General features: G+C 39.8%; 18 protein-coding genes, 29 tRNA genes, 2 rRNA genes, 1 riboswitch and 1 other annotated feature. Of the genes, 37 read left to right on the top strand and 12 right to left on the bottom strand.

Annotated features, from left to right (window positions below; all coding sequences use genetic code 11):
* The first annotated feature begins 377 nt into the window (after positions 1 to 377).
* From NKR20_RS02130 to NKR20_RS02285, 32 genes are all read left to right on the top strand, one after another.
* Positions 378 to 3,295 (top strand): 23S ribosomal RNA (locus NKR20_RS02130).
* A gap of 132 nt (positions 3,296 to 3,427) precedes the next feature.
* Positions 3,428 to 3,543: ribosomal RNA gene (gene rrf / locus NKR20_RS02135) — 5S ribosomal RNA — on the top strand.
* A gap of 13 nt (positions 3,544 to 3,556) precedes the next feature.
* Positions 3,557 to 3,632, top strand: a tRNA-Val gene (locus NKR20_RS02140).
* A 5-nt stretch (positions 3,633 to 3,637) separates the two neighbouring features.
* Positions 3,638 to 3,710, top strand: a tRNA-Thr gene (locus NKR20_RS02145).
* A gap of 8 nt (positions 3,711 to 3,718) precedes the next feature.
* Positions 3,719 to 3,802, top strand: a tRNA-Tyr gene (locus NKR20_RS02150).
* Positions 3,803 to 3,815: 13 nt separating this feature from the next.
* Positions 3,816 to 3,889: transfer RNA gene (locus NKR20_RS02155), tRNA-Trp, on the top strand.
* Positions 3,890 to 3,916: 27 nt separating this feature from the next.
* A tRNA-His gene (locus NKR20_RS02160) sits at positions 3,917 to 3,992 on the top strand.
* A 34-nt stretch (positions 3,993 to 4,026) separates the two neighbouring features.
* Positions 4,027 to 4,101, top strand: a tRNA-Gln gene (locus NKR20_RS02165).
* A 4-nt stretch (positions 4,102 to 4,105) separates the two neighbouring features.
* Positions 4,106 to 4,182: transfer RNA gene (locus NKR20_RS02170), tRNA-Arg, on the top strand.
* A 13-nt stretch (positions 4,183 to 4,195) separates the two neighbouring features.
* A tRNA-Ala gene (locus NKR20_RS02175) sits at positions 4,196 to 4,271 on the top strand.
* A 173-nt stretch (positions 4,272 to 4,444) separates the two neighbouring features.
* Positions 4,445 to 4,521, top strand: a tRNA-Met gene (locus NKR20_RS02180).
* 3 nt (positions 4,522 to 4,524) lie between these two features.
* A tRNA-Asp gene (locus tag NKR20_RS02185) sits at positions 4,525 to 4,600 on the top strand.
* Positions 4,601 to 4,605: 5 nt separating this feature from the next.
* Positions 4,606 to 4,679 (top strand) — tRNA-Gly (locus NKR20_RS02190).
* Between the two features lie 4 nt (positions 4,680 to 4,683).
* Positions 4,684 to 4,760, top strand: a tRNA-Ile gene (locus NKR20_RS02195).
* An 8-nt stretch (positions 4,761 to 4,768) separates the two neighbouring features.
* Positions 4,769 to 4,843: transfer RNA gene (locus NKR20_RS02200), tRNA-Asn, on the top strand.
* A gap of 1 nt (position 4,844) precedes the next feature.
* Positions 4,845 to 4,916 (top strand) — tRNA-Glu (locus NKR20_RS02205).
* Positions 4,917 to 4,932: 16 nt separating this feature from the next.
* Positions 4,933 to 5,008, top strand: a tRNA-Val gene (locus tag NKR20_RS02210).
* Positions 5,009 to 5,014: 6 nt separating this feature from the next.
* Positions 5,015 to 5,090 (top strand) — tRNA-Thr (locus NKR20_RS02215).
* A 7-nt stretch (positions 5,091 to 5,097) separates the two neighbouring features.
* Positions 5,098 to 5,172: transfer RNA gene (locus tag NKR20_RS02220), tRNA-Lys, on the top strand.
* A gap of 10 nt (positions 5,173 to 5,182) precedes the next feature.
* A tRNA-Leu gene (locus NKR20_RS02225) sits at positions 5,183 to 5,267 on the top strand.
* A 29-nt stretch (positions 5,268 to 5,296) separates the two neighbouring features.
* Positions 5,297 to 5,371: transfer RNA gene (locus tag NKR20_RS02230), tRNA-Gly, on the top strand.
* Positions 5,372 to 5,376: 5 nt separating this feature from the next.
* A tRNA-Leu gene (locus NKR20_RS02235) sits at positions 5,377 to 5,465 on the top strand.
* A gap of 61 nt (positions 5,466 to 5,526) precedes the next feature.
* Positions 5,527 to 5,603, top strand: a tRNA-Pro gene (locus NKR20_RS02240).
* A gap of 28 nt (positions 5,604 to 5,631) precedes the next feature.
* Positions 5,632 to 5,707, top strand: a tRNA-Ala gene (locus NKR20_RS02245).
* A gap of 19 nt (positions 5,708 to 5,726) precedes the next feature.
* Positions 5,727 to 5,800, top strand: a tRNA-Met gene (locus tag NKR20_RS02250).
* 12 nt (positions 5,801 to 5,812) lie between these two features.
* A tRNA-Ser gene (locus NKR20_RS02255) sits at positions 5,813 to 5,905 on the top strand.
* Between the two features lie 25 nt (positions 5,906 to 5,930).
* Positions 5,931 to 6,006: transfer RNA gene (locus tag NKR20_RS02260), tRNA-Asp, on the top strand.
* A 6-nt stretch (positions 6,007 to 6,012) separates the two neighbouring features.
* Positions 6,013 to 6,088: transfer RNA gene (locus tag NKR20_RS02265), tRNA-Phe, on the top strand.
* An 11-nt stretch (positions 6,089 to 6,099) separates the two neighbouring features.
* A tRNA-Asn gene (locus NKR20_RS02270) sits at positions 6,100 to 6,174 on the top strand.
* Between the two features lie 4 nt (positions 6,175 to 6,178).
* Positions 6,179 to 6,269: transfer RNA gene (locus NKR20_RS02275), tRNA-Ser, on the top strand.
* 16 nt (positions 6,270 to 6,285) lie between these two features.
* A tRNA-Glu gene (locus tag NKR20_RS02280) sits at positions 6,286 to 6,357 on the top strand.
* Between the two features lie 461 nt (positions 6,358 to 6,818).
* On the top strand, positions 6,819 to 7,766 hold the full coding sequence (locus NKR20_RS02285; protein WP_253423172.1) for an L-threonine 3-dehydrogenase: 948 nt from the start codon (positions 6,819 to 6,821) through the stop codon (positions 7,764 to 7,766).
* A gap of 41 nt (positions 7,767 to 7,807) precedes the next feature.
* On the opposite strand, the gene trpB (NKR20_RS02290) is transcribed toward NKR20_RS02285, so the two are convergent.
* The 7 genes from trpB (NKR20_RS02290) to NKR20_RS02320 form a co-directional block, all read right to left on the bottom strand.
* Entirely contained in the window at positions 7,808 to 8,971 is a 1,164-nt protein-coding gene (trpB, locus tag NKR20_RS02290; protein ID WP_253423174.1) for a tryptophan synthase subunit beta, read from the bottom strand.
* Between the two features lie 27 nt (positions 8,972 to 8,998).
* Positions 8,999 to 9,781: a tryptophan synthase subunit alpha gene (gene trpA / locus NKR20_RS02295; RefSeq protein ID WP_253423176.1), complete on the bottom strand. Its 783-nt coding sequence runs from the start codon at positions 9,779 to 9,781 to the stop codon at positions 8,999 to 9,001.
* A complete protein-coding gene (gene trpB, locus NKR20_RS02300) occupies positions 9,778 to 10,968 on the bottom strand; it encodes a tryptophan synthase subunit beta (protein WP_253423178.1) in 1,191 nt (396 codons plus the stop codon). Before trpB (NKR20_RS02300) ends, trpA begins: the two co-directional genes overlap by 4 nt.
* Entirely contained in the window at positions 10,965 to 11,588 is a 624-nt protein-coding gene (locus NKR20_RS02305) for a phosphoribosylanthranilate isomerase (RefSeq protein WP_253423180.1), read from the bottom strand. The genes trpB (NKR20_RS02300) and NKR20_RS02305 overlap by 4 nt, the downstream gene beginning before the upstream one ends.
* Positions 11,588 to 12,385 (bottom strand): indole-3-glycerol phosphate synthase TrpC, encoded by a 798-nt coding sequence (gene trpC, locus NKR20_RS02310; RefSeq protein ID WP_253423182.1) that lies wholly within the window; start codon positions 12,383 to 12,385, stop codon positions 11,588 to 11,590. The genes NKR20_RS02305 and trpC overlap by 1 nt, the downstream gene beginning before the upstream one ends.
* Complete coding sequence (gene trpD / locus NKR20_RS02315) at positions 12,386 to 13,420, bottom strand: anthranilate phosphoribosyltransferase (RefSeq protein WP_253423185.1); 1,035 nt, start codon at positions 13,418 to 13,420, stop codon at positions 12,386 to 12,388. It abuts the gene before it with no gap.
* A 96-nt stretch (positions 13,421 to 13,516) separates the two neighbouring features.
* Positions 13,517 to 13,761: a binding site (T-box leader), on the bottom strand.
* 182 nt (positions 13,762 to 13,943) lie between these two features.
* Positions 13,944 to 14,426, bottom strand: a complete 483-nt coding sequence (locus NKR20_RS02320; RefSeq protein WP_121215788.1) for a QueT transporter family protein — start codon at positions 14,424 to 14,426, stop codon at positions 13,944 to 13,946.
* Positions 14,427 to 14,432: 6 nt separating this feature from the next.
* Positions 14,433 to 14,477, bottom strand: a riboswitch (PreQ1 riboswitch).
* A 352-nt stretch (positions 14,478 to 14,829) separates the two neighbouring features.
* Between NKR20_RS02320 and NKR20_RS02325 the strand changes: the two genes are divergently transcribed.
* From NKR20_RS02325 to NKR20_RS02340, 4 genes are all read left to right on the top strand, one after another.
* Positions 14,830 to 15,840, top strand: coding sequence for an ABC transporter substrate-binding protein (locus tag NKR20_RS02325; protein ID WP_253423187.1), 1,011 nt, complete (start codon positions 14,830 to 14,832; stop codon positions 15,838 to 15,840).
* A gap of 28 nt (positions 15,841 to 15,868) precedes the next feature.
* Positions 15,869 to 16,900 carry an ABC transporter permease gene (locus tag NKR20_RS02330; protein WP_121215790.1) on the top strand — a complete coding sequence of 344 codons (1,032 nt, stop codon included), beginning with the start codon at positions 15,869 to 15,871 and terminating at the stop codon, positions 16,898 to 16,900.
* On the top strand, positions 16,893 to 17,687 hold the full coding sequence (locus NKR20_RS02335; protein ID WP_253423188.1) for an ABC transporter ATP-binding protein: 795 nt from the start codon (positions 16,893 to 16,895) through the stop codon (positions 17,685 to 17,687). The genes NKR20_RS02330 and NKR20_RS02335 overlap by 8 nt, the downstream gene beginning before the upstream one ends.
* A 247-nt stretch (positions 17,688 to 17,934) precedes the next feature.
* Positions 17,935 to 18,912 (top strand): nuclease-related domain-containing protein, encoded by a 978-nt coding sequence (locus NKR20_RS02340; protein WP_253423190.1) that lies wholly within the window; start codon positions 17,935 to 17,937, stop codon positions 18,910 to 18,912.
* 95 nt (positions 18,913 to 19,007) lie between these two features.
* Here the strand turns inward: NKR20_RS02340 and ilvA are convergent, their stop codons facing one another.
* The gene (gene ilvA / locus NKR20_RS02345; protein ID WP_121215793.1) at positions 19,008 to 20,267 is read right to left on the bottom strand and encodes a threonine ammonia-lyase IlvA; all 1,260 of its coding nucleotides are present in this window, start codon (positions 20,265 to 20,267) and stop codon (positions 19,008 to 19,010) included.
* 451 nt (positions 20,268 to 20,718) lie between these two features.
* Here ilvA and NKR20_RS02350 point away from each other — a divergent pair, with 451 nt between their 5' ends.
* A complete protein-coding gene (locus tag NKR20_RS02350) occupies positions 20,719 to 21,942 on the top strand; it encodes an IS110 family RNA-guided transposase (protein ID WP_121216054.1) in 1,224 nt (407 codons plus the stop codon).
* Positions 21,943 to 22,264: 322 nt separating this feature from the next.
* Here the strand turns inward: NKR20_RS02350 and NKR20_RS02355 are convergent, their stop codons facing one another.
* The 4 genes from NKR20_RS02355 to thiD form a co-directional block, all read right to left on the bottom strand.
* Positions 22,265 to 23,614 carry a YjiH family protein gene (locus tag NKR20_RS02355; protein ID WP_253423192.1) on the bottom strand — a complete coding sequence of 450 codons (1,350 nt, stop codon included), beginning with the start codon at positions 23,612 to 23,614 and terminating at the stop codon, positions 22,265 to 22,267.
* A 294-nt stretch (positions 23,615 to 23,908) separates the two neighbouring features.
* Positions 23,909 to 24,586: a bacillithiol biosynthesis deacetylase BshB2 gene (bshB2, locus tag NKR20_RS02360; protein WP_253423194.1), complete on the bottom strand. Its 678-nt coding sequence runs from the start codon at positions 24,584 to 24,586 to the stop codon at positions 23,909 to 23,911.
* Positions 24,587 to 24,598: 12 nt separating this feature from the next.
* Positions 24,599 to 24,949: a YojF family protein gene (locus tag NKR20_RS02365; protein ID WP_121215495.1), complete on the bottom strand. Its 351-nt coding sequence runs from the start codon at positions 24,947 to 24,949 to the stop codon at positions 24,599 to 24,601.
* A gap of 135 nt (positions 24,950 to 25,084) precedes the next feature.
* On the bottom strand, positions 25,085 to 25,918 hold the full coding sequence (gene thiD, locus NKR20_RS02370) for a bifunctional hydroxymethylpyrimidine kinase/phosphomethylpyrimidine kinase (RefSeq protein WP_253423196.1): 834 nt from the start codon (positions 25,916 to 25,918) through the stop codon (positions 25,085 to 25,087).
* Between the last annotated feature and the right edge of the window lie 123 nt (positions 25,919 to 26,041).

Below are 26,041 nucleotides of genomic sequence, written 5' to 3' on the forward strand. Positions count from 1 at the left end.
AAAACACCGCTTAGCTGAACCGGATACTGGAAGTCTTGAGTAGAAATGCTTGCATTTCGCACGAAAGACTGAAGTAGACGTGTCAGCTGGTGTTTGGAGCTAGACATTAATAGGACTTTCTTTATATTGTTCTTTGAAAACTGGATAAAACGACATTGATAGCAACAAACAAAATTCAAGCATTCAATATTTAGCTAACGCTAAATATGATTAGTCTCCGACGGATGTCACAGATTTTGAGAGGAGTTAATTTTATAAACATCTGCATAGCAGACATTTATAAAATTCAAAATCTGGACGGCAATTTTGTCGAGACAAAATTGATTGAGTGTAAGTTCTTAAAATCTTCTCTGTTTGAGAAGTGTAACTAACTTTTAGGTTAAGTTATTAAGGGCGCACGGTGAATGCCTTGGCACTAGGAGCCGATGAAGGACGGTACTAACACCGATATGCTTCGGGGAGCTGTAAGTAAGCTTTGATCCGGAGATTTCCGAATGGGGGAACCCACTGCTCGTAATGGAGCAGTATCTTGACGTGAATTCATAGCGTCATGATGGCACACCCAGGGAACTGAAACATCTAAGTACCTGGAGGAAGAGAAAGAAAATATTCGATTCCCTGAGTAGCGGCGAGCGAAACGGGAATAGCCCAAACCAAGAGGCTTGCCTCTTGGGGTTGTAGGACACTCTATATGGAGTTACAAAAGAATGGATTAGGCGAAGCGATTTGGAAAGATCCGCCATAGAAGGTAAAAGCCCTGTAATCGAAAGTCCATTCTCTCTTGAGTGTATCCTGAGTACGGCGGAACACGTGAAATTCCGTCGGAATCCGGGAGGACCATCTCCCAAGGCTAAATACTCCCTAGTGACCGATAGTGAACCAGTACCGTGAGGGAAAGGTGAAAAGCACCCCGGGAGGGGAGTGAAATAGAACCTGAAACCGTGTGCCTACAAGTAGTTAGAGCCCGTTAATGGGTGATAGCGTGCCTTTTGTAGAATGAACCGGCGAGTTACGATTACGTGCAAGGTTAAGTTGAGAAGACGGAGCCGCAGCGAAAGCGAGTCTGAATAGGGCGAAAGAGTACGTGGTCGTAGACCCGAAACCAGGTGATCTACCCATGTCCAGGGTGAAGGTGAGGTAACACTCACTGGAGGCCCGAACCCACGCACGTTGAAAAGTGCGGGGATGAGGTGTGGGTAGCGGAGAAATTCCAATCGAACTTGGAGATAGCTGGTTCTCTCCGAAATAGCTTTAGGGCTAGCCTCGTGATGAGAATACTGGAGGTAGAGCACTGTTTGGACTAGGGGGGCATCTCGCTTTACCGAATTCAGACAAACTCCGAATGCCAGATATTTATACACGGGAGTCAGACTGCGAGTGATAAGATCCGTAGTCAAAAGGGAAACAGCCCAGACCACCAGCTAAGGTCCCAAAGTAATCGTTAAGTGGAAAAGGATGTGGCGTTGCTTAGACAACCAGGATGTTGGCTTAGAAGCAGCCATCATTTAAAGAGTGCGTAATAGCTCACTGGTCGAGTGACGCTGCGCCGAAAATGTATCGGGGCTAAACGATTCACCGAAGCTGTGGATGTGCATCTAAGATGCACGTGGTAGGAGAGCGTTCTAAGGGCGTTGAAGTCAGACCGGAAGGACTGGTGGAGCGCTTAGAAGTGAGAATGCCGGTATGAGTAGCGAAAGATGGGTGAGAATCCCATCCACCGTATGACTAAGGTTTCCTGAGGAAGGCTCGTCCGCTCAGGGTTAGTCGGGACCTAAGTCGAGGCCGACAGGCGTAGACGATGGACAACAGGTTGATATTCCTGTACCACCTCCCCGCCGTTTGAGTAATGGGGGGACGCAGTAGGATAGGGTAAGCGTGCGATTGGTTGTGCACGCCCAAGCAGTAAGGCGTGGAAGTAGGCAAATCCGCTTCCTGTAACGTTGAGCTGTAATGGGGAGCTCTTTAAGAGCGAAGTACCTGATTTCACACTGCCAAGAAAAGCCTCTAGCGAGGCGGGAGGTGCCCGTACCGCAAACCGACACAGGTAGTCGAGGAGAGAATCCTAAGGTGTGCGAGAGAACTCTCGTTAAGGAACTCGGCAAAATGACCCCGTAACTTCGGGAGAAGGGGTGCTCTCGAAAGAGAGCCGCAGTGAATAGGCCCAGGCGACTGTTTAGCAAAAACACAGGTCTCTGCAAAACCGTAAGGTGACGTATAGGGGCTGACGCCTGCCCGGTGCTGGAAGGTTAAGAGGAGGGGTTAGCGTAAGCGAAGCTCTGAATTGAAGCCCCAGTAAACGGCGGCCGTAACTATAACGGTCCTAAGGTAGCGAAATTCCTTGTCGGGTAAGTTCCGACCCGCACGAAAGGCGTAACGATCTGGGCACTGTCTCAACGAGAGACTCGGTGAAATTATAGTACCTGTGAAGATGCAGGTTACCCGCGACAGGACGGAAAGACCCCGTGGAGCTTTACTGTAGCCTGATATTGAATTTTGGCACAACTTGTACAGGATAGGTAGGAGCCAGAGAACTCGGAGCGCCAGCTTCGAGGGAGGCGTCGGTGGGATACTACCCTGGTTGTGTTGAAATTCTAACCCGTACCCCTTATCGGGGTAGGAGACAGTGTCAGGTGGACAGTTTGACTGGGGCGGTCGCCTCCTAAAAGGTAACGGAGGCGCCCAAAGGTTCCCTCAGAATGGTTGGAAATCATTCGTAGAGTGTAAAGGCACAAGGGAGCTTGACTGCGAGACCTACAAGTCGAGCAGGGTCGAAAGACGGGCTTAGTGATCCGGTGGTTCCGCATGGAAGGGCCATCGCTCAACGGATAAAAGCTACCCCGGGGATAACAGGCTTATCTCCCCCAAGAGTCCACATCGACGGGGAGGTTTGGCACCTCGATGTCGGCTCATCGCATCCTGGGGCTGTAGTCGGTCCCAAGGGTTGGGCTGTTCGCCCATTAAAGCGGTACGCGAGCTGGGTTCAGAACGTCGTGAGACAGTTCGGTCCCTATCCGTCGTGGGCGTAGGAAATTTGAGAGGAGCTGTCCTTAGTACGAGAGGACCGGGATGGACATACCGCTGGTGTACCAGTTGTCTTGCCAAAGGCATCGCTGGGTAGCTATGTATGGACGGGATAAGTGCTGAAAGCATCTAAGCATGAAGCCCCCCTCAAGATGAGATTTCCCATTACGTAAGTAAGTAAGATCCCTCAAAGACGATGAGGTAGATAGGTTCGAGGTGGAAGTGTGGCGACACATGGAGCTGACGAATACTAATCGATCGAGGACTTAACCACTAACTTGAATGGTCGTTAGTCAATGTCTTTATCCAGTTTTGAGAGTACAAGCTCTCAAAAATGAAATAGGAACTTCGCCTAAGAGCGCAACATCCATGTTGCAACGGCGAAGCCAGTACATCCATGGACAAGTGAAGTGATGATGGCAAAGAGGTCACACCCGTTCCCATACCGAACACGGAAGTTAAGCTCTTTAGCGCCGATGGTAGTTGGGGGCTTCCCCCTGTGAGAGTAGGACGTCGCTTCGCTTGTTTCAAAAATGGAGGATTAGCTCAGCTGGGAGAGCACCTGCCTTACAAGCAGGGGGTCGGCGGTTCGAGCCCGTCATCCTCCACCATATATGCCGGTGTAGCTCAGTTGGTAGAGCAACTGACTTGTAATCAGTAGGTCGTGGGTTCGACTCCTATCGCCGGCATCCTTTCTGGAGGGGTAGCGAAGTGGCTAAACGCGGCGGACTGTAAATCCGCTCCTTCGGGTTCGGCGGTTCGAATCCGTCCCCCTCCACCATCTACTTTAAAGTAGGGGCATAGTTCAACGGTAGAATAGAGGTCTCCAAAACCTTTGGTGTGGGTTCGATTCCTACTGCCCCTGCCAATATCTGTTTGAACTTATTACACGATGGCGATTGTGGCGAAGTGGTTAACGCATCGGATTGTGGTTCCGACATTCGTGGGTTCGATTCCCATCAGTCGCCCCATTAAATTAAATTAAATTAAATAATTTTAAAATATTGGGGTATAGCCAAGCGGTAAGGCAACGGATTTTGATTCCGTCATGCCTAGGTTCGAATCCTAGTACCCCAGCCATTTAGCGCCCGTAGCTCAATTGGATAGAGCGTCTGACTACGGATCAGAAGGTTGTGGGTTCGACTCCTGCCGGGCGCGCCAAATATATTATTTTGGGGCCTTAGCTCAGCTGGGAGAGCGCCTGCCTTGCACGCAGGAGGTCAGCGGTTCGATCCCGCTAGGCTCCACCAATAAAAAAATTAAATAATATTATCGCGGGGTGGAGCACGAACGAATCAACTTCGTAGCGATGCTTCAGCGTAACGATTTCGCAAACATCTTGAATTCACTAAACGAAATCGTGACGGTTCAAATGAAAACTATATGCGTAATACAATATTTTAATTTTAGAATATAATATTTCCGCGGGGTGGAGCAGTTCGGTAGCTCGTCGGGCTCATAACCCGAAGGTCACAGGTTCAAATCCTGTCCCCGCAACCAAATGGTCCCGTGGTGTAGCGGTTAACATGCCTGCCTGTCACGCAGGAGATCGCCGGTTCGATCCCGGTCGGGACCGCCATTATTGCGGGTGTAGTTTAATGGTAAAACCTCAGCCTTCCAAGCTGATGTCGTGAGTTCGATTCTCATCACCCGCTCCAATTGGGGCCTATAGCTCAGCTGGTTAGAGCGCACGCCTGATAAGCGTGAGGTCGATGGTTCAAGTCCATTTAGGCCCACCATGTATTATTCCGAAGTAGCTCAGTGGTAGAGCAACCGGCTGTTAACCGGTTGGTCGTAGGTTCGAGTCCTACCTTCGGAGCCATGGCCCGTTGGTCAAGTGGTTAAGACACCGCCCTTTCACGGCGGTAACACGGGTTCGAATCCCGTACGGGTCATAAAATTTAATTCCCAGGAGGATTAGCTCAGCTGGGAGAGCACCTGCCTTACAAGCAGGGGGTCGGCGGTTCGAGCCCGTCATCCTCCACCATATTATGCCGGTGTAGCTCAGTTGGTAGAGCAACTGACTTGTAATCAGTAGGTCGTGGGTTCGACTCCTATCGCCGGCACCATTATTTAGAGCCATTAGCTCAGTGGTAGAGCATCTGACTTTTAATCAGAGGGTCGAAGGTTCAAGTCCTTCATGGCTCACCAGTTTTATATTGCGGGTGTGGCGGAATTGGCAGACGCACTAGACTTAGGATCTAGCGCCGCAAGGCGTGGGGGTTCGACTCCCTTCACCCGCACCATTTAATTAAATCATAAATTTTTAGCACATGCGGAAGTAGTTCAGTGGTAGAACACCACCTTGCCAAGGTGGGGGTCGCGGGTTCGAACCCCGTCTTCCGCTCCAAATGTGCCGGGGTGGCGGAACTGGCAGACGCACAGGACTTAAAATCCTGCGGTAGGTGACTACCGTACCGGTTCGATTCCGGTCCTCGGCACCATTAATTTGAGCGTTTGGCTACGGTTAAAGATATATGTGGTTTCTAACGCCCGGGAATTTTGCGGGAAGTAGCTCAGCTTGGTAGAGCACTTGGTTTGGGACCAAGGGGTCGCAGGTTCGAATCCTGTCTTCCCGACCATCCAATATCAATTTAGATGTTAAATAATGGGGCCTTAGCTCAGCTGGGAGAGCGCCTGCCTTGCACGCAGGAGGTCAGCGGTTCGATCCCGCTAGGCTCCACCAAAATTAGAATATACAATATGGCGGCGTAGCTCAGCTGGCTAGAGCGTACGGTTCATACCCGTAAGGTCGGGGGTTCGATCCCCTCTGCCGCCATTTATTAAAAGTGGAGGAATACCCAAGTCCGGCTGAAGGGATCGGTCTTGAAAACCGACAGGCGGGTTAAACCGCGCGGGGGTTCGAATCCCTCTTCCTCCGCCATCTTATTTAAATAGTTAGTAATAATGGTCCCGTGGTGTAGCGGTTAACATGCCTGCCTGTCACGCAGGAGATCGCCGGTTCGATCCCGGTCGGGACCGCCATAAAGTGGGTCGATAGCTCAGTTGGTAGAGCATTTGACTGAAGCTCAAAGTGTCGGCGGTTCGATTCCGTCTCGACCCACCATTTCTAAATATTCCGAAGTAGCTCAGTGGTAGAGCAACCGGCTGTTAACCGGTTGGTCGTAGGTTCGAGTCCTACCTTCGGAGCCATTTTGGGGAAGTACTCAAGAGGCTGAAGAGGCGCCCCTGCTAAGGGTGTAGGTCGGGTAACCGGCGCGAGGGTTCAAATCCCTCCTTCTCCGCCAGAAAGCATAATATTCTGGCCCGTTGGTCAAGTGGTTAAGACACCGCCCTTTCACGGCGGTAACACGGGTTCGAATCCCGTACGGGTCATAAAAGTAAAAACATGAAGGCTATATGAAAGTTCACTATGAACTCTCATATAGCCTTTTTTGTGTACCTAGAAACCTATGTAATTGTAACATTGATGAACTTACAATAACTACCGCTACTAATAAACTGCAGAAATACTTACTTATATAATAGCCTTTTCCTCTAAATTCACTTTATTGTTCGTTCAAAATTAATTCTGTTTAATAAATATTAACTAAAAGGAAATGGATGTCATTTTAAATGCATACATTCCTTGCTGAATAAGAAATATAAGCTATTACATCTAAAACTCCTATTGCATATGATAAGAGAAGGAAGCCCAAGTTTGTTAAAAAATTTTATTATATATTGTCTTTTTGTAAAGAACGGATTATAATGAAAATCATTAAAGATGTTGATATATCAACGATTTTGTGTATTTTTAGAATGGACAATTGTTTTTCATCAGAGGAGGCGACAACATGAAAAAAATAATGGTAACGGGTGCTTTAGGTCAGATTGGATCTGAGTTAGTTGTAAAGTTACGTGACATTTATGGAGAAGATAATGTTTTATCAACGGACATACGTAAGGATACGAATGTTGGAGGACCATTTGAAATTCTGGATGTAACAGATGCGGATCGTATGTATGAACTTGCGAAGCAGTTTGGTGCAGATACGCTTATCCATATGGCTGCTTTACTTTCTGCAACGGCAGAAAAAAATCCGTTATTTGCATGGAATCTCAATATGGGCGGTTTAATGAATGCATTAGAAGTATCGAGAGAATTAGATTTACAATTTTTCACACCAAGTTCAATTGGTGCCTTTGGACCGACAACTCCGAAAGATAACACGCCACAAGACACACTTCAACGTCCTACAACGATGTATGGAATCAATAAAGTTGCTGGGGAACTATTGTGCGACTATTATTATACTCGTTTTGGAGTTGATACAAGAGGCGTTCGTTTTCCAGGATTGATTTCATATGTGACGCCACCTGGTGGGGGAACGACCGATTATGCAGTAGATATCTATTATAAGGCAGTTGAAAATGGAAGTTATACATCTTATATTGCAGAAGGTACGTATATGGATATGATGTATATGCCAGATGCTCTGCAGGCGATAGTTGATTTAATGGAAGCAGATGGTTCAAAGTTAAAACATCGTAATGCATTTAATATTTCAGCTATGAGTTTCGAACCTTCTCAAATTGCTGATGAAATTCGAAAACATATTCCTTCATTTAAAATAAGATATGATGTGGATCCTGTTCGTCAAAAAATTGCAGATAGCTGGCCGAATGCAATTGATTCTTCAGCAGCGGTAGAAGAGTGGGGATTCAAAGCTGAGTATGATTTAGAGAAAATGACGATTGATATGTTAGATAAGCTAAAACAAAAATTTAGAAAAATATCATAAAAGTTGGCTAGGAGAAATTGAATTCTCCTAGCCTTATTTTATTATTTATTTAACATTTCAAATACTTGCTCTACATCTTTATCGCCACGCCCTGATACATTGACAATAATGCTGTCTTCAGGCGAAAGTGTTGGAGCAAACTTTAAAGCATATGCAACAGCATGAGAACTTTCTAGTGCTGGGATAATTCCTTCTACGCGAGAAAGTGTTTGGAAGGCATCAAGTACTTCTTCGTTTGTTACCGTTACATACTCACCACGACCCGTTGAATGTAAATGTGCATGTAAAGGACCAACACCTTGATAATCAAGACCTGCTGCGATTGAATTCGTTTCTAGCAAGTTGCCTTCTTCGTCTTGTAAAACATAGCTTTTGAAACCATGGAAGACAGCTGGGGAACCTTTTGATAGTGTAGCAGCGCCTGCGGGTTCAACACCGATTAAACGGACTTCTTGATCTTCTTTATAGTGGGCAAAGGCACCTGCAGCATTACTACCTCCACCAACAGCTGCAATAACAGCAGTAGGGAGTCTACCTTCCTTTTCTAAATGTTGAGCACGGCTCTCTTTACTAATAATTGATTGGAAATGTTCAACCATTTCTGGGTAAGGAGTAGGGCCAACAGCAGAACCAATTAAATAAAACGTATTTTTATAGTTTGCCACTAAGTCTGCGAAAGCCTCGTCTACAGCTTCTTTTAATAAACCTTGCCCTTTATCAACGGCAACAACTTTTGCACCTAAAAGCTCCATACGGAAAACGTTCAATGCTTGGCGTTTTGTATCTTTTGCCCCCATATAAATGGTACATTCCATTCCAAACATTGCACATGCTGTAGCAGTAGCAACACCGTGTTGACCAGCTCCAGTTTCCGCAATAACACGTTTTACACCCATACGTTTAGCTAATAAAATTTGACCTAACACGTTGTTAATTTTATGAGATCCAGTATGATTTAAATCTTCACGTTTTAGGTAGATTTTCGCGCCACCTAATTGTTTCGTTAAATTTTCAGCGAAGTATAGGGGATTTTCACGGCCAACGTATTCGCGTAGATAATATTCCAATTCCTCATTGAATTCTGGGTCGTTTTTATATTTTTCATATTGCTCACCAATGTACTCTAAAACTTGTTGTAAATCTTCTGGAACAAAGCTACCACCAAATTCTCCGTAATATCCATTTTTAATTGCTACTTGACTCATTTAGAAATCAACTCCTATATTCATTGATTATTTTACTGCAGCTACTTTTGAGGCTTTAACCAATTCTTTAATTGTTGCCCAATCATTAGCTACTAAACTATCAACAATTTTACTGCCGACAATAACACCACTAGAAAAGTCGCTAAAGCTTTTCACATGTTCTGGTGTTGAGATTCCAAATCCCGCTAACACAGGTGTATCTGTATATTCTTGAATTTTTTTGAAATGTTCTTCTAGTCTACTAGCAAAACTTGAGCGAGCGCCGGTAATTCCGTTAACAGTGACTGCATAAATAAAACCTTCACTTGCTTTCGTTAATCGTTCAATGCGTTCAGGAGTACTTGTTAAAGAAACTAGTTGTACAAGAGCAATGTCGTTAGCCTTTAAAGCAGTGTAGACAATATCTCTTTCTTCTAGAGGCATATCTGGAATAATGATGCCTTTTATACCTGCAAGCTTCGCATCTTCTGAAAATTTTTCAATCCCATAAGCTAAAATCGGATTTAAATAAGTCATTGCTACAAGAGGGACTTTGATATGCTCCGAAAAACTTGTTAACGTTTCGATTACTTTACGTAAAGTTGTACCGTTAGCTAAAGCTCGTTCACCAGCACGTTCAATAGTTGGTCCATCTGCTACAGGATCCGTAAAAGGAATACCCACTTCGATTGCCGTAACACCAAGTTCCTGTAGTTTTAAGATAGTAGGCTGTAATTTTTCTAATCCCCCGTCTCCCGCCATGATATAAGGAATAAATGCTTTATCACCTTTAGCAGTAGTGGAAAGGATAGCTTCTTTTAATTGACTCATGCTAGGTCACCTCCAAGGGCAGCAGAAATGGTATGAACATCTTTATCACCACGACCAGATAAGCAAATAACAAGAATTTCATCAGGTGACATCGTTTTTGCTAACTGTGATGCGTAATATACTGCGTGGGAACTTTCTAATGCAGGTAAAATTCCTTCAGTACGACAAAGCAATTTCACACCTTCTAGCGCTTGTTCATCTGTGACACTATCAAAAATAGCACGGCCCGTTTCATGGAGATGACAATGTTCTGGTCCAACACCTGGGTAGTCAAGTCCTGCCGAGATACTATGGGCTTCTGTTACAAACCCGTTTTCATCTTGTAATAAATACATAAAGGCACCATGAAGTACACCAGTTTGGCCTCCTTGAATGGCAGCAGCATGTTTTCCTGTTTCAATTCCTTGCCCAGCCGCTTCTACACCATATAAAGCAACTTCAGTATCTTGTACGAAAGGATAGAACATGCCAATTGAGTTACTGCCTCCACCAACACATGCAACAATTGCATTTGGAAGACGATTTTCAAGTTCAAGAATTTGAGCTTTTGTTTCATCTCCAATTACACGTTGGAAGTCACGAACAATAGTAGGGAAAGGATGTGGGCCAAGTGCAGAACCTAAAATATAGTGAGTGTCATCGATATTCGTAACCCAATGACGTAATGCTTCGTTTACTGCATCTTTTAATGTGGCAGAGCCTTTCTCAACAGCAACTACCTTTGTGCCGAGTAATTCCATTCGAAATACGTTTAATGCTTGGCGCTTTACATCTTCTGCCCCCATATAAACGATACATTCTAAGTTAAGAAGGGCACAAGCTGTAGCAGTAGCAACACCGTGTTGACCAGCCCCTGTTTCAGCAACAATTTTTTTCTTGCCCATACGTTTTGCTAATAGTGCCTGACCTAAAGCGTTGTTAATTTTGTGAGCACCTGTGTGATTTAAGTCTTCACGTTTTAAATAAATTTTTGCTCCACCACAAGCTTCTGTTAATCGTTCAGCAAAATAAAGGGGAGTTTCTCGACCAACGTAATTTTTTAAATAGTAACGAAGCTCCTGCTGAAAAGACTCATCATTTTTAAATTTGTCATAAGCTTCTTCTAATTCTTTTAATGCTGTCATTAATGTTTCAGGAACGAACTGACCTCCAAATCGGCCAAATCTACCTTTTACTTCTGTTGTCATCTGTTGTTCACTCCTTCTAATTTCGCTGCTTTAATAAATTGTTCAATTAAATTAGAATCTTTCACACCTTCACGTTCGACACCGCTTGAGACGTCCACGCCAAATGGTTGCACTTGTTCAATGGCACGCCCTACATTTTCACTATTTAAACCGCCTGCTAAAATGACGCGTTCTTTTGAGATAGAAAGCTTATCAAGTAAGGACCAATCGAAAACTTTACCACTGCCACCAGCGAAATCAGTACCTGGTGCATCGAATAAGTAGTAATCTACTTTATATTTACTTGCTTTTTCAACATCTTCATAAGTACGAATCGAAAGGGCCTTAATAGATGGGTAACCTAACTTAAAAATAAAATCAGGGTCCTCATTGCCATGGTATTGCACATAATCAAGTCCCACTACATCAACAGCTTCTCGTACTTGTTCCTCAGTCGGATTAACGAAAACACCGACTTTTTTTACATGAGAGGGAACAAGATTCGCAAGTTCTGCAGCTCGTTCAATTGATATTTGTCTTTTACTCGGTGCAAACATAAAACCGATCCATGTAGCACCAGCATCAACAGCAGATAGTACATGTTTTTCTTCTTTTAAACCGCAAATTTTCACCTTAACCATTACTTCACATCCTCTACGACAAAGGGAAGGGGAACTTGTAATGAAGTTAATGCTTCTTCTACATTTCCGCTTCGCATTAATGATTCACCAACTAATACACCGCGAGCACCCACTGCAGCAACTCTTTTGGCATCTTCTACATCCCAAATCCCACTTTCACTAATAAATGCAATGTCATTACGAGCATTAATTTTTTCTGCTAATTTTTCAGTTTGGGCAAGGTCAAGATTAAATGTTTTTAAATCGCGATTGTTAACCCCGATAATTTTTGGATTAATAGCAAATGCGCGGTCAAGTTCTTCATCGTTATGAACTTCCACTAAAACATCCAATCCTAAAGTGGTCGCATAATCATACAGAGCCTTTAGCTTATCATCAGGCAATGCAGCAACAATTAATAAAATCACCGATGCACCTGCTGCTTTTGCATAATCAATTTGGACTTCGTGAATGATAAAGTCTTTATTTAAAAGCGGGATATTTACGTTGTTTGCAATATCAGCTAAATCTTGAAATGATCCTTTAAAAAATTTATCTTCAGTTAAAACAGAAATACAAACAGCTCCTGCCTGTTCATACTTTTTCGCTTGTTCAACAGGGTTTGCTCCTTCATTGATTAATCCTTTAGAAGGAGAAGCACGTTTCATTTCAGAAATTACTTGTAACGTATCAGATTTACGTAAAGCGTCGTACAATGAAATGCGTGATATTGATGCCACATTAAAATTTGGTTCGTTTGCAAGTAGCTGTGGAATTAAGGTTTCTTTATATTCTAAGATTGTTTGTAAAATCGTCATTTACACTGCACGCTCCTTTAAAATCGATTGGCTAAATTCCACAATTGCTTCAAGTTTTTGAAGTGCTTTACCAGAGAAAATGCTTTCTCGAGCCATGTCGATTCCTTCTTTAACTGTAGCTGCCGTACCATAAGCGAAGAAACCAAGACCTGAATTAAGTAAAACGGCATCAAAATACGGACTTTGTTTTCCCTTTAATAAATCTCTTAAAATTACCGCGTTATCTTCTGGCGTACTGCCAACAAGTGCGCTTATTGGGGCAGGGGAGAGACCAAGATTTTCGATATTAAGTGAAAATGGTTTGATCTCACCATTTTCTAATAATGCAAGTTTATTTTCAGAACTTAGTGAAGCCTCATCCATCCCATTAGCACCTGATACTACAACTGCGCGTTCACGTCCTAATAAACGTAAAACTTTCGCGTAATCTTCTACTAAGTCAGGACGATTAATACCAACAAGTTGGGCTTTTAAATTAACTGGATTTGTAAGTGGACCAACCATATTAAAGATTGTTGGTTTTCCAATTTCTCTACGAATTTCACCGATGCGTTTTAGTTTCGGATGGACACCTGGTGCAAAGAGAAAGGCAATCCCTTGTTGTTTGATTAATTCAACAGATTCTGAGACCGTGAAATCATAATGAATGCCTAAAGCTTGTAATACGTCTGAGCTACCGGAATTACTGGATATTTTACGATTGCCGTGTTTTGCAACTTGCACATTATTTGCAGCAAGAACGAATGCTGATGTTGTACTAATATTAAAAGTTTTTAAACCATCTCCACCTGTTCCGCAGTTATCTAAATAACGACCTTCTGGAACTGGTACTTCCACCGCGTTTGCTTTCATCACAGTTGCTAGACCAGCAATTTCTTCAGCTGTTTCACCTTTTTCACTTAAAGCTAAAAGAAACGATTTAATTTCTTCTTTTGGAGTATTATCATCAAAAACGATTTCTGCAGCTTGAACCATTTCATCAAAAGATAAACTTTCTTTTGCATTTACTCGACTAGTGAATAATTGGATACCCATATTTTTGTCCTCCTATATTTTGGATTTAGCAGGTAAGGAATAAGGGTAGCTCTTAGAACAAATAAAAAAGTCCTCTACAAAGGGAAAATCCCATTTGTAGAGGACGATTTGCACCGCGTTGCCACCTCTGTTGAAGTAAAAATTACTTCCACCTTGGCGTGTATTTTCATGAATTGAATCACGAAAAACACTTCCTTGTAACGTAGGAAAGACGTCAACTAACAATGAAAGCTAGTTGCTCTCATAAGGCCCATTCACGCAATTGTCCGCACTAGTTTACACCAACCACTAGCTCTCTTTAGCGTCCAAAATGCGCTACTATTCTTATTCATCAATTTACTCTGCTATTCTCATCTAAACTCTGCTTTGCTCTGACGGTGGTCGCGCTCCCGCAACCTGCTACCGTATCCGAACAATTTGTTAATAGTATTCTAGACTTAACTTTTCACGATGTCAATGTTTTCAGAAAAGTTTTACAACGAAAATAAAAAACCGACAGACATAAAGTCTATCGGTTCTAACGTTAAATTAAATCTTTGAAATTTAAACGTTTATTTAAAAGGTGCATAATTGGCACACCAATAATTAGCACAACAAATTCACCCACAGCACATGTTAACCATGTCCATAAAAATGGTAATTCTAAAGCAAGATTTAATTCAAGGGCGATTATAAACATCGTCACTGTAAATAGAAATGAATTTATAACCATGCGGACTAAAGTATTTTTTACATACTTACAAATCAAAATGAAGATTGCAAGAGTGATAATAGAGTGTCCTACGCCAAAAATTAAATCATAGATGCCTAGTGGTGAGAATAAATTTGCGATAAATACGCCTATTACAACACCAAGCATGTAGCGTGGATTAAATGCTACTAAATGATTAAACATTTCAGATACACGGAATTGAATTTCCGTAAATCCAAATGGGGCAACTAGCATCGTTACTGCAATATAAAGAGCAGCAATAATCCCCGTTGTTGCTAAAAACTTTACTTTCATATTCACTTCTCCTTAGTTTTTTTTCGTGGGATGGTTTCGAACCACGGTGAATGAACACAAAGTAATATATTATAATAGATTGTCACATATGTCAAATTCCTATCAAATATAGTGTGAAATTTACCAATATAGAAAAATGTCGAAATATTGTCATAATGAATTACTTTTTTGATATAGTTAAATGCTAAAATAAACATTATAGTTTAGCGATTTAAAGCGATAAATTGGTATTATAGGGAAACTATTTGACTATTAAATCATTTCAGAAGATTGCCAAAGTTGGTTGACTATTAAATAAGTACAATGTAATATATCGATAAACTCTAATTTTTTCGAATTATTTAATAGATTCGAAAAATTTTAAAGGATTTTGTGAATAAAAAGTCGGGGGGAAAAAAGACACATGAAAAGTAATGTGAAAAAACTTTCATTCTTACTTTTTGGTCTAGTACTTTTACTAGCTGCGTGTGGTGGTAGCGAAAAATCTACTGACAATGCAGAACAAAGTACAGATACTGAAGGTACAGAAGAAGCAAAAACATTTAAAGTTGGTATTACACAAATCGTTGAGCACCCATCTTTAGACGCTGCAACTGACGGTTTCAAAAAAGCACTTGAAGACGCTGGTTTACAAGTAGAGTTTGTTGAAGAAAACGCTCAAAACGATCAAAGTATGAATACAACAATTGCACAAAACTTAGTAAATGAAGGTGTTGATTTAATTTTTGCAAACTCAACTCCATCAGCTCAAGCGGTAAAAGGTGCAACTTCTGATATTCCTATCATCTTCACATCTGTAACAGATGCTGTTGGTGCACAATTAATCGATTCTATGGAAGCTCCTGGTGGTAACGTAACAGGTACAGTAGACTTACATCCTGATACAATTGCAAACACAGTAGCATTCTTAAAAGATGAATTAGGTGCTAAAACTGTTGGTACTGTTTATAACACTGGTGAACAAAACTCAGTAGCTCAAGTAGATCAAGTTCGTGCTCTATTAGAAGAGGCTGGTTTAAAATTAGAAGAAGCAGCAGTTTCAACATCTGCTGAAGTAAAACAAGCTACAGAATCTTTAATCGGTAAAGTTGATTCTTTATACATTATCACTGATAACACGGTTGTTTCTGCCCTTGAATCAGTAGTTGAAGTTGCAGAAGCAAACAAATTACCATTAATGGTTGGAGAACTAGATTCAGTAAAACGTGGCGGTTTAGGTGCTTACGGTTTCGAATACTATGATATCGGTTATGAAGCTGGTCAAATGGCTGTGAAAATTTTAAATGGTGAAGCTACACCTGCAGAAATTCCATCAGCTTACCCAGCAAACTTAAAATTACTTATGAATAAGGCTACTGTTGAGAAATTAGGTCTTGAAGTGAAAGACTCTTGGAATGCAGAGTTATTTGAATAATAGAGTTAGTAAGGAGAGATGATTCATTATGTTTGCAGCATTGTTCGGTTCAGTTGAGCAAGGAATCATCTATGCAATTATGGCACTCGGGGTGTACCTAACATTCCGAGTGTTAGATTTTCCGGATTTAACGGTTGATGGCAGCTTTGTTACGGGAGCTTCTACAGCGGCAATGATGATCGCATTAGGTTATAACCCGATACTAGCTACATTAATGGCAATTGTTGCTGGATTTATTGCAGGATGTATGACTGGTCTTTTACACACGAAAGGTAAAATAAATCCACTCCTTTCAGGTATTTTAATGATGATTGCATTGTATTCAATCAATCTACGTATAATGGGGTTATCTGCAGAAAATGCAATTGTAAAACCAAATATTCCACTCATGAATACTGATACGATTTTTTCACAATTTCAAAGTTTTTGGAGTAATTTAGGCATTGATACAGCATTAACAAATTTCATTAAAAATACGTTAGGCTTCCAAACAGCTCCTTCTACTTGGGGAACAATTTTAGTAGTGCTTATTATTACACTTATCATCAAGTTTATTGCAGATTGGTTCTTAAAAACAGAAGTTGGTCTTGCAATCCGTGCAACAGGTGACAACAAACGAATGATTCGAAGCTTCTCAGCAAACACGGATTCGTTAATTGTGTTAGGTCTTGGAATTTCAAATGCCCTAGTTGCATTTTCTGGAGCTTTAATCGCTCAATATTCAAAATTTGCCGATGCAAATATGGGGATTGGGATGATCGTTATCGGTCTAGCATCTGTTATTATCGGTGAAGCTATTTTCGGAACAAAGACAATCTTCCGCACAACAATTGCAGTTATTGCAGGGGCTATTATTTACCGTATTATTTATGCGATAGCTCTTCGTATCGATTGGTTAGATACATCTGATATGAAATTAATCACTGCAGTAATTGTTATTTTAGCGTTAGTTCTTCCGCAGTTCATTGATAAACGACGTGAGAAGAGAAGAAAGCTAAAAAGACGGGCAGAACGTCTTGGAGAGCAAAACATGGCGCAAGGGGGGAATCACCTTGCTTAAATTGGAAGGTATTAATAAAATCTTTAATGAAGCAACACCCGATGAAAAGATTGCTTTAGACAATATTAATTTACATTTAGCACCTGGTGATTTTGTAACAATTATCGGGAGTAACGGTGCTGGAAAATCAACAATGATGAACATGATCTCAGGGGCGCTAACACCTGACTTTGGAACAGTATCCATTGATGGGAAAGATGTTACGAGACTTCCTGAGTATAAAAGATCTCATTACATTGGCCGCGTTTTCCAAGATCCAATGGCCGGTACTGCACCTTCAATGACAATTGAGGAAAACGTAGCGATTGCATACTCAAGAAATGCTAAACGTAGATTACGTTTTGGTTCAAATCGTGAACGCCGTGATTTCTTCAGAACATCTTTGGAAAAATTACATTTAAATTTAGAAAATCGTTTAAATGCGAAAGTAGGTATGCTTTCAGGTGGGGAAAGACAAGCGTTATCTCTACTAATGGCAACGTTTACAAAACCTGACATCTTACTGTTGGATGAACATACGGCTGCCCTAGACCCATCTCGTGCTGAATTAATTACAAATTTAACGAAGCAACTTGTTGAAGAAGGGAACTTAACAACTTTAATGGTTACCCACAACATGCAACAAGCAATTGATTTAGGAAACCGCCTTATAATGATGGATAAAGGTCAAATCATTCTATCAATTGATGAGGATAAAAAGCCATCATTAACAATCCCAGACCTAATGAACGAGTTCGAGAAAATCCGTGGTGAAAAAATGAACTCAGACCGAGCGTTGTTGGGATAATAGAATAATAGTGTCGCACCTCAGTTGTTAGGGAACTAACACTGGGGTTTTTTTATGCTAAATTTATTTTATGGAAGAAAGGAAATTGATTTGGGGAGTGTTGATATTGCTGGATTTCTTTGAGATAGCTATGTTTATCGAGCGAGTGAAAATTGGTTTTTAGAAAAGGGAATAGGGGCAAATCTGAATTTTGACATTTTGACCAAATAGAGCTTACTTAATAAAATTTGGACAAGGAGGGAGAGAGATGATTGTTTTACAAAGGGAAAAGCCTAATAATCTAATGTTATTAGAGAGTATTTTACGTAGATTACCATTGGAAGATTATGAGTATGAGCATTATAAAAATATCTATATAACCACTAAGCATGGATTTGAGGGTGAAGTTCGCGTTGACCGAGAATGGGGAGAAATCATCGTGCCTTCAAATCATTACTTATTTCATAACTATGAAACAGAAAATGAAGTGAATCATTCCCATCAAATTGATACTATATTTATTTGTAGGAATTTTATTTTACTATTAGAGATTAAAAATATTGGAGGGCAAATCGACTTTGACCAAAAGAAGCATCAATTTATTAGAACACGTTTAGATGGAACAAGAGAGGGCTTTTCTAATCCAATTAACCAAATTGAACGTCATGTCAGATTCTTTAAACGAATGATTTGGAACTGGAATATTGCTTTACCTGTTGAGTATGCGATTATCCTAGCTCAGCCTACAACAATTATTGGAGATGTACCATCGGAAATAGCGATTTTTCATGTAAGTGGACTACAAACTCATATCTATCATTTATTTTCGAAGTATAACTATAATCAAATTTCTGACCAAGAATTAGAATGCGTAAAAAAGAAGTTACTTGAAATGAGGAAGCCTAAAGAATGGGATGTAAATGTTGATCGCAATAAATTAAGAACTGGTGCACAGTGTAAACGGTGTCTCTATAAATTCGTAATGGAGTATAAACATGGACAATTTGTCTGTCCTGTTTGTAAAACCAAAACAAAGGAATCGTTATATGAGGCATTGCTTGATTATCGTAATTTACATGATGTTTGGATTTCAAATAGCGAGTTTAGAAATTATTTAAATATTGAGTCTCGGTATGCTGCAAAACGATTAATTATTGACTTGAAATTAGAGTATAGAGGTTTTAGAAAAGATAGAAAGTATAAGATTCCTAGAAATATTTTAGCTAAATTTGAAAAGCGCCCATAAACATTAGGACCGCCCGTAAATCATCAAAAGCCGCCCATAAACCCAAATAAATAAAAAAGCACCCGAAACCAACTCCGAGTGCGCTAAGCTAAATATTAAACCAATAATCCAAACAGCGTGCTGTCTTTGTTTACTTCCTTAAATTCAAAACCGTTAGTACGCATACGTTCGATTAATCCCTGATAATCTTCTGGTTTGCTAACCTCGATACCAACTAATGCAGGGCCAGATTCTTTGTTGTTTTTCTTAGTATATTCAAATGTTGTAATATCATCATTTGGACCAAGAACAACCGTTAAAAATTGGCGTAAAGCTCCTGCACGTTGTGGGAAGTTTACAATGAAGTAATAAAGTAACCCTTCGAATAATAAAGATTTTTCACGGATTTCTTGCATACGGCTGATATCATTGTTTCCTCCCGTAATAATTGCTACTGCAGTTTTCCCTTTAATTTCATCTTTATATAAATCAAGAGCGGCTACTGGAAGGGCACCAGATGGCTCAGCAACGATTGCGTGTTTATTATATAAATCAAGAATCGTTGTACTTACTTTGCCTTCTGGAACAAGAACGATATCGTCTAAATACGTACGGCAAATTTCATACGTAGTTTGTCCAACACATTGTACGGCTGTACCATCGCAGAATTTATCAATTTTCCCTAAAGTTGTAGGACCATCATTTTCAAAGGCTGCTTTCATACTTGCAGCACCAGCTGGCTCAACTCCGATTACCTTACTGTTAGGTGATAAGTTTTTTACATATGATGCAACGCCAGACATTAGACCGCCGCCACCAATACCACCAAATAAGAAATCAATTGGTGCTTCAACGTCATTCATAATTTCTACAGCAACTGTTCCTTGACCCGCAATGATATCTAAATCATCAAATGGATGGATAAAGATCATGTCGTGTTCTTCACAATAGTCCATAGCTGCAGCTGCAGAATCGTCAAATGTATCTCCAGCTAGAATAATCTCTACATTGTTTCGACCGAACATGCGAACTTGGTCTACTTTTTGTTTTGGTGTTGTTAAAGGCATAAAGATTGCACCTTTAATTCCTAAGTGAGCACATGCAAAGGCTACACCTTGTGCGTGATTTCCAGCACTTGCACAAACAACTCCACTAGTGCGAGCAGCGTCTTCTATTTTTTTTATTTTATAATAAGCACCGCGCAACTTAAATGAACGAACATGTTGTAAATCTTCACGTTTAATATAAATATTTGCACCGTACTTTTCAGATAAATAGTCATTTTTTTGAAGTGGTGTATGTACAACAACATCTTTTAATAGATGATGTGCAATTAAAATATTTTCCACTGCAAATGTTTTTGAGTCAACTTCCATTTTTTTGTTACCCCCGTACTATAGGTTTCAATTGGTAGAACTTTCAAAAAACTTTTTGTTTTGAAAGTTTTATTATATTTAAAATATTTTATAATTCTAACACAGATATCACGCTTTTTTCACAAATATTTATTGAATTCAAAAAATTTAATCGATGTAAACGCTTTATTGTGAACGAACTTTTAACTTTACATAATTGTGGAAGAAAAACATACTAACATTAGTAGTACAAACCAAGGCCATGGTTTGTGCTACTATTTTTTTATAGTAGAAGTGAAGGAAAGTCGAACAGCTCCAGGGACGTATGAGAGTCCGTAAAAAAAACCGGCTAACTTCACATCCTTATATGAATCAGTTTAGTATGTTGGGTCCAAGAGATCGTGTATAAGAAAGTGGAATCGATAAGGCAATGTGAGGACTTCTATGATTGGCTAAAAAGGAGAATAGAATGATGAATCATGTCATTGCGTTAGATGTGAGTAAAGGGAAAAGTTCGGTAGTTATGTATAATCAATATCGACAATGTGAATATGAAGGTGAACTAAATCATACCCGAGTTGATTTTGAACGATTACATAATCGTATTGAAGAAATAACGAAGTTTGATGGACAAGCACCTGAAATTGTCTTTGAAGCAACTGGTGTCTATTCGAAATCGGTAGAAGCATTTTTAAAAAATCATGGTTATACATATAGTCGGATGAACCCGCTTGAAGCGAACCTACAAATGGCAAAAATGCGACGTCATAAGACGGATGTAAGTGATGCACACGAATTAGCGAAAACACACTTTAAAATGGAGCGTGAAACGACATACGTTCAAGAGGATTATTATGAACAGATGCGAGCTCTCACACGTTATTACGATGAAGTGGATGAAGAAATAATTTTACTTAAAAGTCGGATGCATGCGATTTTGCATATGAGCTTCCCAGAGCTTGAAAAACTCATTACACCAAGTTCTGCTTTATTCTTAAATATCGTGCAGCTGTATCCACATCCAGCACTTGTATTAGCCCATTCAAAAACAGTAATTAAAAATCATTTAAAGGCAAATACAAAAAAGAACCTTTCACTTACTCGTGCAGAGAAAAAAGCAATTGAGCTAATCGAAGCAGCGCAAAATAGTTATCCAGCCATTAAACCGACAGATGTTCGATGTGATCAAGTAAAGGATTACGCCATACGGATTGCAGAATTGAAAGATAAAAAAGAAGCGCTTGTCCAACAGATGAAGACGTTATCAAAAGAACGTCAAGAATATCTTGTATTACGTTCTATTCCTGGTGTGGGCGATTCAACCGCTTGTCGTCTGATAGGTGAAATCGGTGATATTCGCCGTTTTAAAAATGCGAAACAATTAAATGCATACGCAGGAATTGATATTATGCGTTATCAATCTGGCAACACACAATATCGGGACCGAATCAATAAGCGTGGGAATAAACATTTGCGAAAAATTTTATATTTCATGATACAAGGGATGCTTATGTTAAAAGAAAAACCCAATCATTTTGCGGATTACTATTATAAATTAAAAAAGCAACCTCAGAGAAAGCCTCATAAGGTTGCGATGATAGCTTGTGTTAATAAATTTTTGAAAGTGACCTTTCAGTTATTAACACGAGGAATCCTATACGATTATGAGTCCGCACTACCAGCTCAGAAATCGTAATAAAACGTAATACAACTATATCATATAGACCTTTCGAAAAAAATAAAAATCGTTAGGTTTTTTCGGCATGAAAAAATTAGTTTTAGAAGGGAGGGGTACCCCTCCCTTCTAAAACTAATTCATTAAAATAAAAGAAATAACTTAAATATACTTGACTAATCGTAAGAAAAGGAGTTGTCTGAAAAGTCATTTTGAGACAACTCCTTTGCGACGAGGATAGTGGAAATTTATTTCGACTACCGCAGGAGCAATAATTCATAAGATATTTTTATCAAGAAAGAAAAGAGGTGTCCAAAAAATTATTACTTTTTGGACACCTCCTTTAGAAAATAATATGTGCAATTAAAGCAACAATCGGAATTGAAATGATTGTACGAATTAAGAAGATAATGAATAAATCCCAAATCTTTAACGGTAATTTCGTTCCTAAAATTAATCCACCCACTTCTGACATATAGATTAATTGTGTTACCGAAACGGTTGCGATAAAGAATCGAGTTAATTCTGATTCAATGCCAGATCCTAAAATAGAAGGTAATAACATATCAGCAAAACCAACGATCATCGTTTGAGCAGCTTCATCAGCGAAAGGAATTTGTAATACTGCTAAAATTGGCTCAAACGGCATACCTAAAATTTTGAAGAAACTAGTATACTCAGCAAGAACTAATGCGATTGTACCGAATGCCATAATAACAGGTGTAATGGCAAACCACATTTCTAAAACGTTTTTAAATCCAGAACCAATAACTTTACCTAAACTTTTATTGCTTTCTGCTTTAGTTAATGCGCTGTGTAATCCGTAAGAAAAAGTGTTGAATCCTTCTGGCACGTCTTCAAGCTGAGCATCAGGCTTTGTTCCGTTAAAATTTGTGTCGGCTTTTCCACGTAATGGGAAAATGCGCGGCATAATAAGAGCTAGGATAATACTAACTAAAATTACTGTTCCATAAAATTGTAAGAAGTATTTATTTAAATTAACTGTTTCAAGTACAACGAAACAGAATGTAATTGATACTACTGAGAATGTTGTGGCAATCGTTGCTGCCTCACGAGCCGTATAGTTTCCATCTTCATATTGTTTAGAAGTTAATAAAACCCCGATTGTTCCGTCTCCTACAAATGATGCTAAACAGTCAATAGCAGAGCGACCTGGAATTTTGAATAGGGGACGCATGATTTTTACCATCATAGAACCGAAAAACTCTAGTAGTCCGAAATCAGTTAGTAATGGAAGTAATAATCCAGCGAAAAGGAATAATGAGAACATCATTGTAACCAGTCCGCCATCTGGTGTAATTAAAAGTCCTGCTGTGTTGTCGCTAGTGAAGCTTTCAGGACCTACTTGGAATAAATACATAGCTGCGAAAATAACAGCTAAAATACGCATACTTGTCCAAAACCAATTTACACGGAATAAAGAATCCCAAAGTGTACGATCTTTTTTCTCTGGTACAAACTTAATAATTACTGCACCCACTGCAGCAATGATAAACACGATGAATGCAAACCAATGGATAATCGGTGCTACTTGTGCAGAAAGTGTATTTGCTAAAATGGCAATAGGTACCTTAATTCCGTTATCTGTATTAATTGGTGTGATAAATAAAAATATACCTACTAATGAAAGAACGATAAAAAGGAGCCATGTATAAGATGTGAATTTCTTCATGATGTTTTTACCTCTCTGTAATTTTTGTTTTGAATATTTATACACTATAAGGCCTCTATATACAATTGTAAATATGTTTTGGGAAAGTAAAATTATTCTGACTATTTGGGCTGTATACAAAATGAATAATAAGAATTCATAGCGGGAAAATTGCATACTTTCTTAATATAACATTGAGTGTCTGCGTTGAATATTTATTCATAGTTATGTATGGGTTGGTAATAGTTACTCGAAAAAATAGGGAGACTACAGTAATATAGTCTCCCTAATTTAATGAATAAATATTAATCCTAATTAGTCTTCAAAATGATATTGATAAAACTTTTCGTAGTGAAGCCAACTGTCACTCATTGGTCGGCCTTCTTCAACTCGTTTTGTGCTTTCTTCAATCATCCAAGCTGTCTGAGAGGCATGGGCTTGAAGTGCTTTTACCTTTTCTTGTTTTACACTGCTAACATCAATAACAACATTCGGCTCACCAATTTCGGCAACAGTGTTATTAGCAAATGCACAAGCATAAACAGTAGGACGATTTTCAGGTTTCATACGGCGAACTGCTTCCATTACTGCACGTGCCGTTGCTTCGTGATCAGGGTGAACAGCATAACCCGGGTAAAACGTAATAATTAGAGAAGGATTTAATTCATCGATTAAATCTGTTACCAGTTTCACCATTTTCTCATCGTCTTCAAATTCTACTGTTTTATCACGTAAGCCCATCATACGTAAATCCTCAATACCCATTACTTCACACGCATCTTTTAATTCTTTACGGCGAATTTCAGGTAATGATTCTCGCGTTGCAAATGGAGGGTTTCCAAGGTTTCGTCCCATTTCCCCTAAAGTTAAACAAGCGTATGTAACTGGGACTCCCGCATTTCTGTATAGACGAATTGTACCGGCTGATGAAAAAGCTTCATCGTCTGGGTGAGGGAAGACAACTAAAATTTGACGTTGTGGTTGTAAACTCATGTGTTTCACTCCTTAATAAGAAAATGGTGTTTCACTTATTTCAAGTGCAACAGCAAGTTTTCCTGTATAGTCTAACCCAGCCATAAGTAATCGACCTTGTTCATCCAATTCGTAGTGGGTAATTCCTTGTGCGTAGACCCAACCATGTTCCATCTTTAAACCAACACGATGTGGCGAATCTTCAATAATCTTTGCTAGTTCATAGCGAATTTTTGCATTTCGAATAAAAGCTCCTGCATTAAACACCTTCTCATCAAAATGAGTTGCATATGCTCCATTCGTAGTTTCTAGATGAATATAGACGTCTTTGTTCGCAAAAGAATTAAGCAACTTTTGGAGCTCATTCGTTTGTACTTCCTTCATCTTAATTCTCCTTTCACATCTATTTACTAATATTATAGTAAATAATGTAACTTTATGAAAAGAAAAAGAAAAATACCCGGTACACAAACGATTCTGAATATTGTGAATTGTTTGTGTACCGGGTACGTTTTATAGTTAAATTTTATTTATAATCACTTCTGGTGCACCAAGGCGAGGTTTTGCGCCGTGGTATACAGGACCCACGAATTCATTCAGTTTCCAGCCGTGTTTAATACCAGCTGCCACGAATTCTTTCGCTTCAAAGATAGCCTCTTTTACTGATAGTCCGTTTGCTAAGTTAGCTGTAATACTTGCTGCAAAAGTACATCCAGCACCGTGATTATAAGGTGTATCAACTTTCTCTGTTTCTAGTAAATAGAAGTCACTTCCATCGTAAAATAAATCTACTGCTTTATCCGTTTGAAGTGCGCGGCCACCTTTAATCACAACATTTTTAGCACCAAGAGCCACGATTTTTTCTGCTGCGACTTTTAGTTCTTCAATTGTTTTTGGTGTGCCAGTGCCTGCTAATTGACCAGCTTCAAATAGATTTGGAGTTGTTACAAGGGCGTTTGGTAGAAGATAAGTAATCATTGCATCTACAGTACCGGGATTTAGTACTTCATCTTCACCTTTACAAACCATTACAGGGTCAATTACAACATTTTGAACGCCCGATGCTTTAATTGCTTCGCCTGTTGTTTGAATGACTTCTTCTGTTGATAACATACCTGTTTTTAAGGCATCAATACCAGTTGAAAAGGCAGTTTTTAATTGAGCCTTTAATACATCGATTGGTAAAGTATGAACTCCGTGAGCCCAATTATTATCTGGATCCATCGTAGCAATCACAGTCACGGCTGCCATGCCATAAGTATTGTGCTCCTCAAAAGCTTTTAAATCTGCTTCTAAGCCAGCTCCTCCAGATGCGTCAGATCCTGCAATCGTTAATGTTTTTTTCAATGACATTTATATCGACTCCCTTAAATGAACTAAAGTATATTCAGTATAAGTTATATCTGACTGTGCTAAAATGGTCAGAATTATAAAATGATGTGTGGTCAGAGGTGTGAATCTTGCTTAAAATACATA

It is taken from the genome of Ureibacillus endophyticus, from assembly GCF_024159215.1.
GTDB lineage: Bacteria > Bacillota > Bacilli > Bacillales_A > Planococcaceae > Ureibacillus > Ureibacillus endophyticus.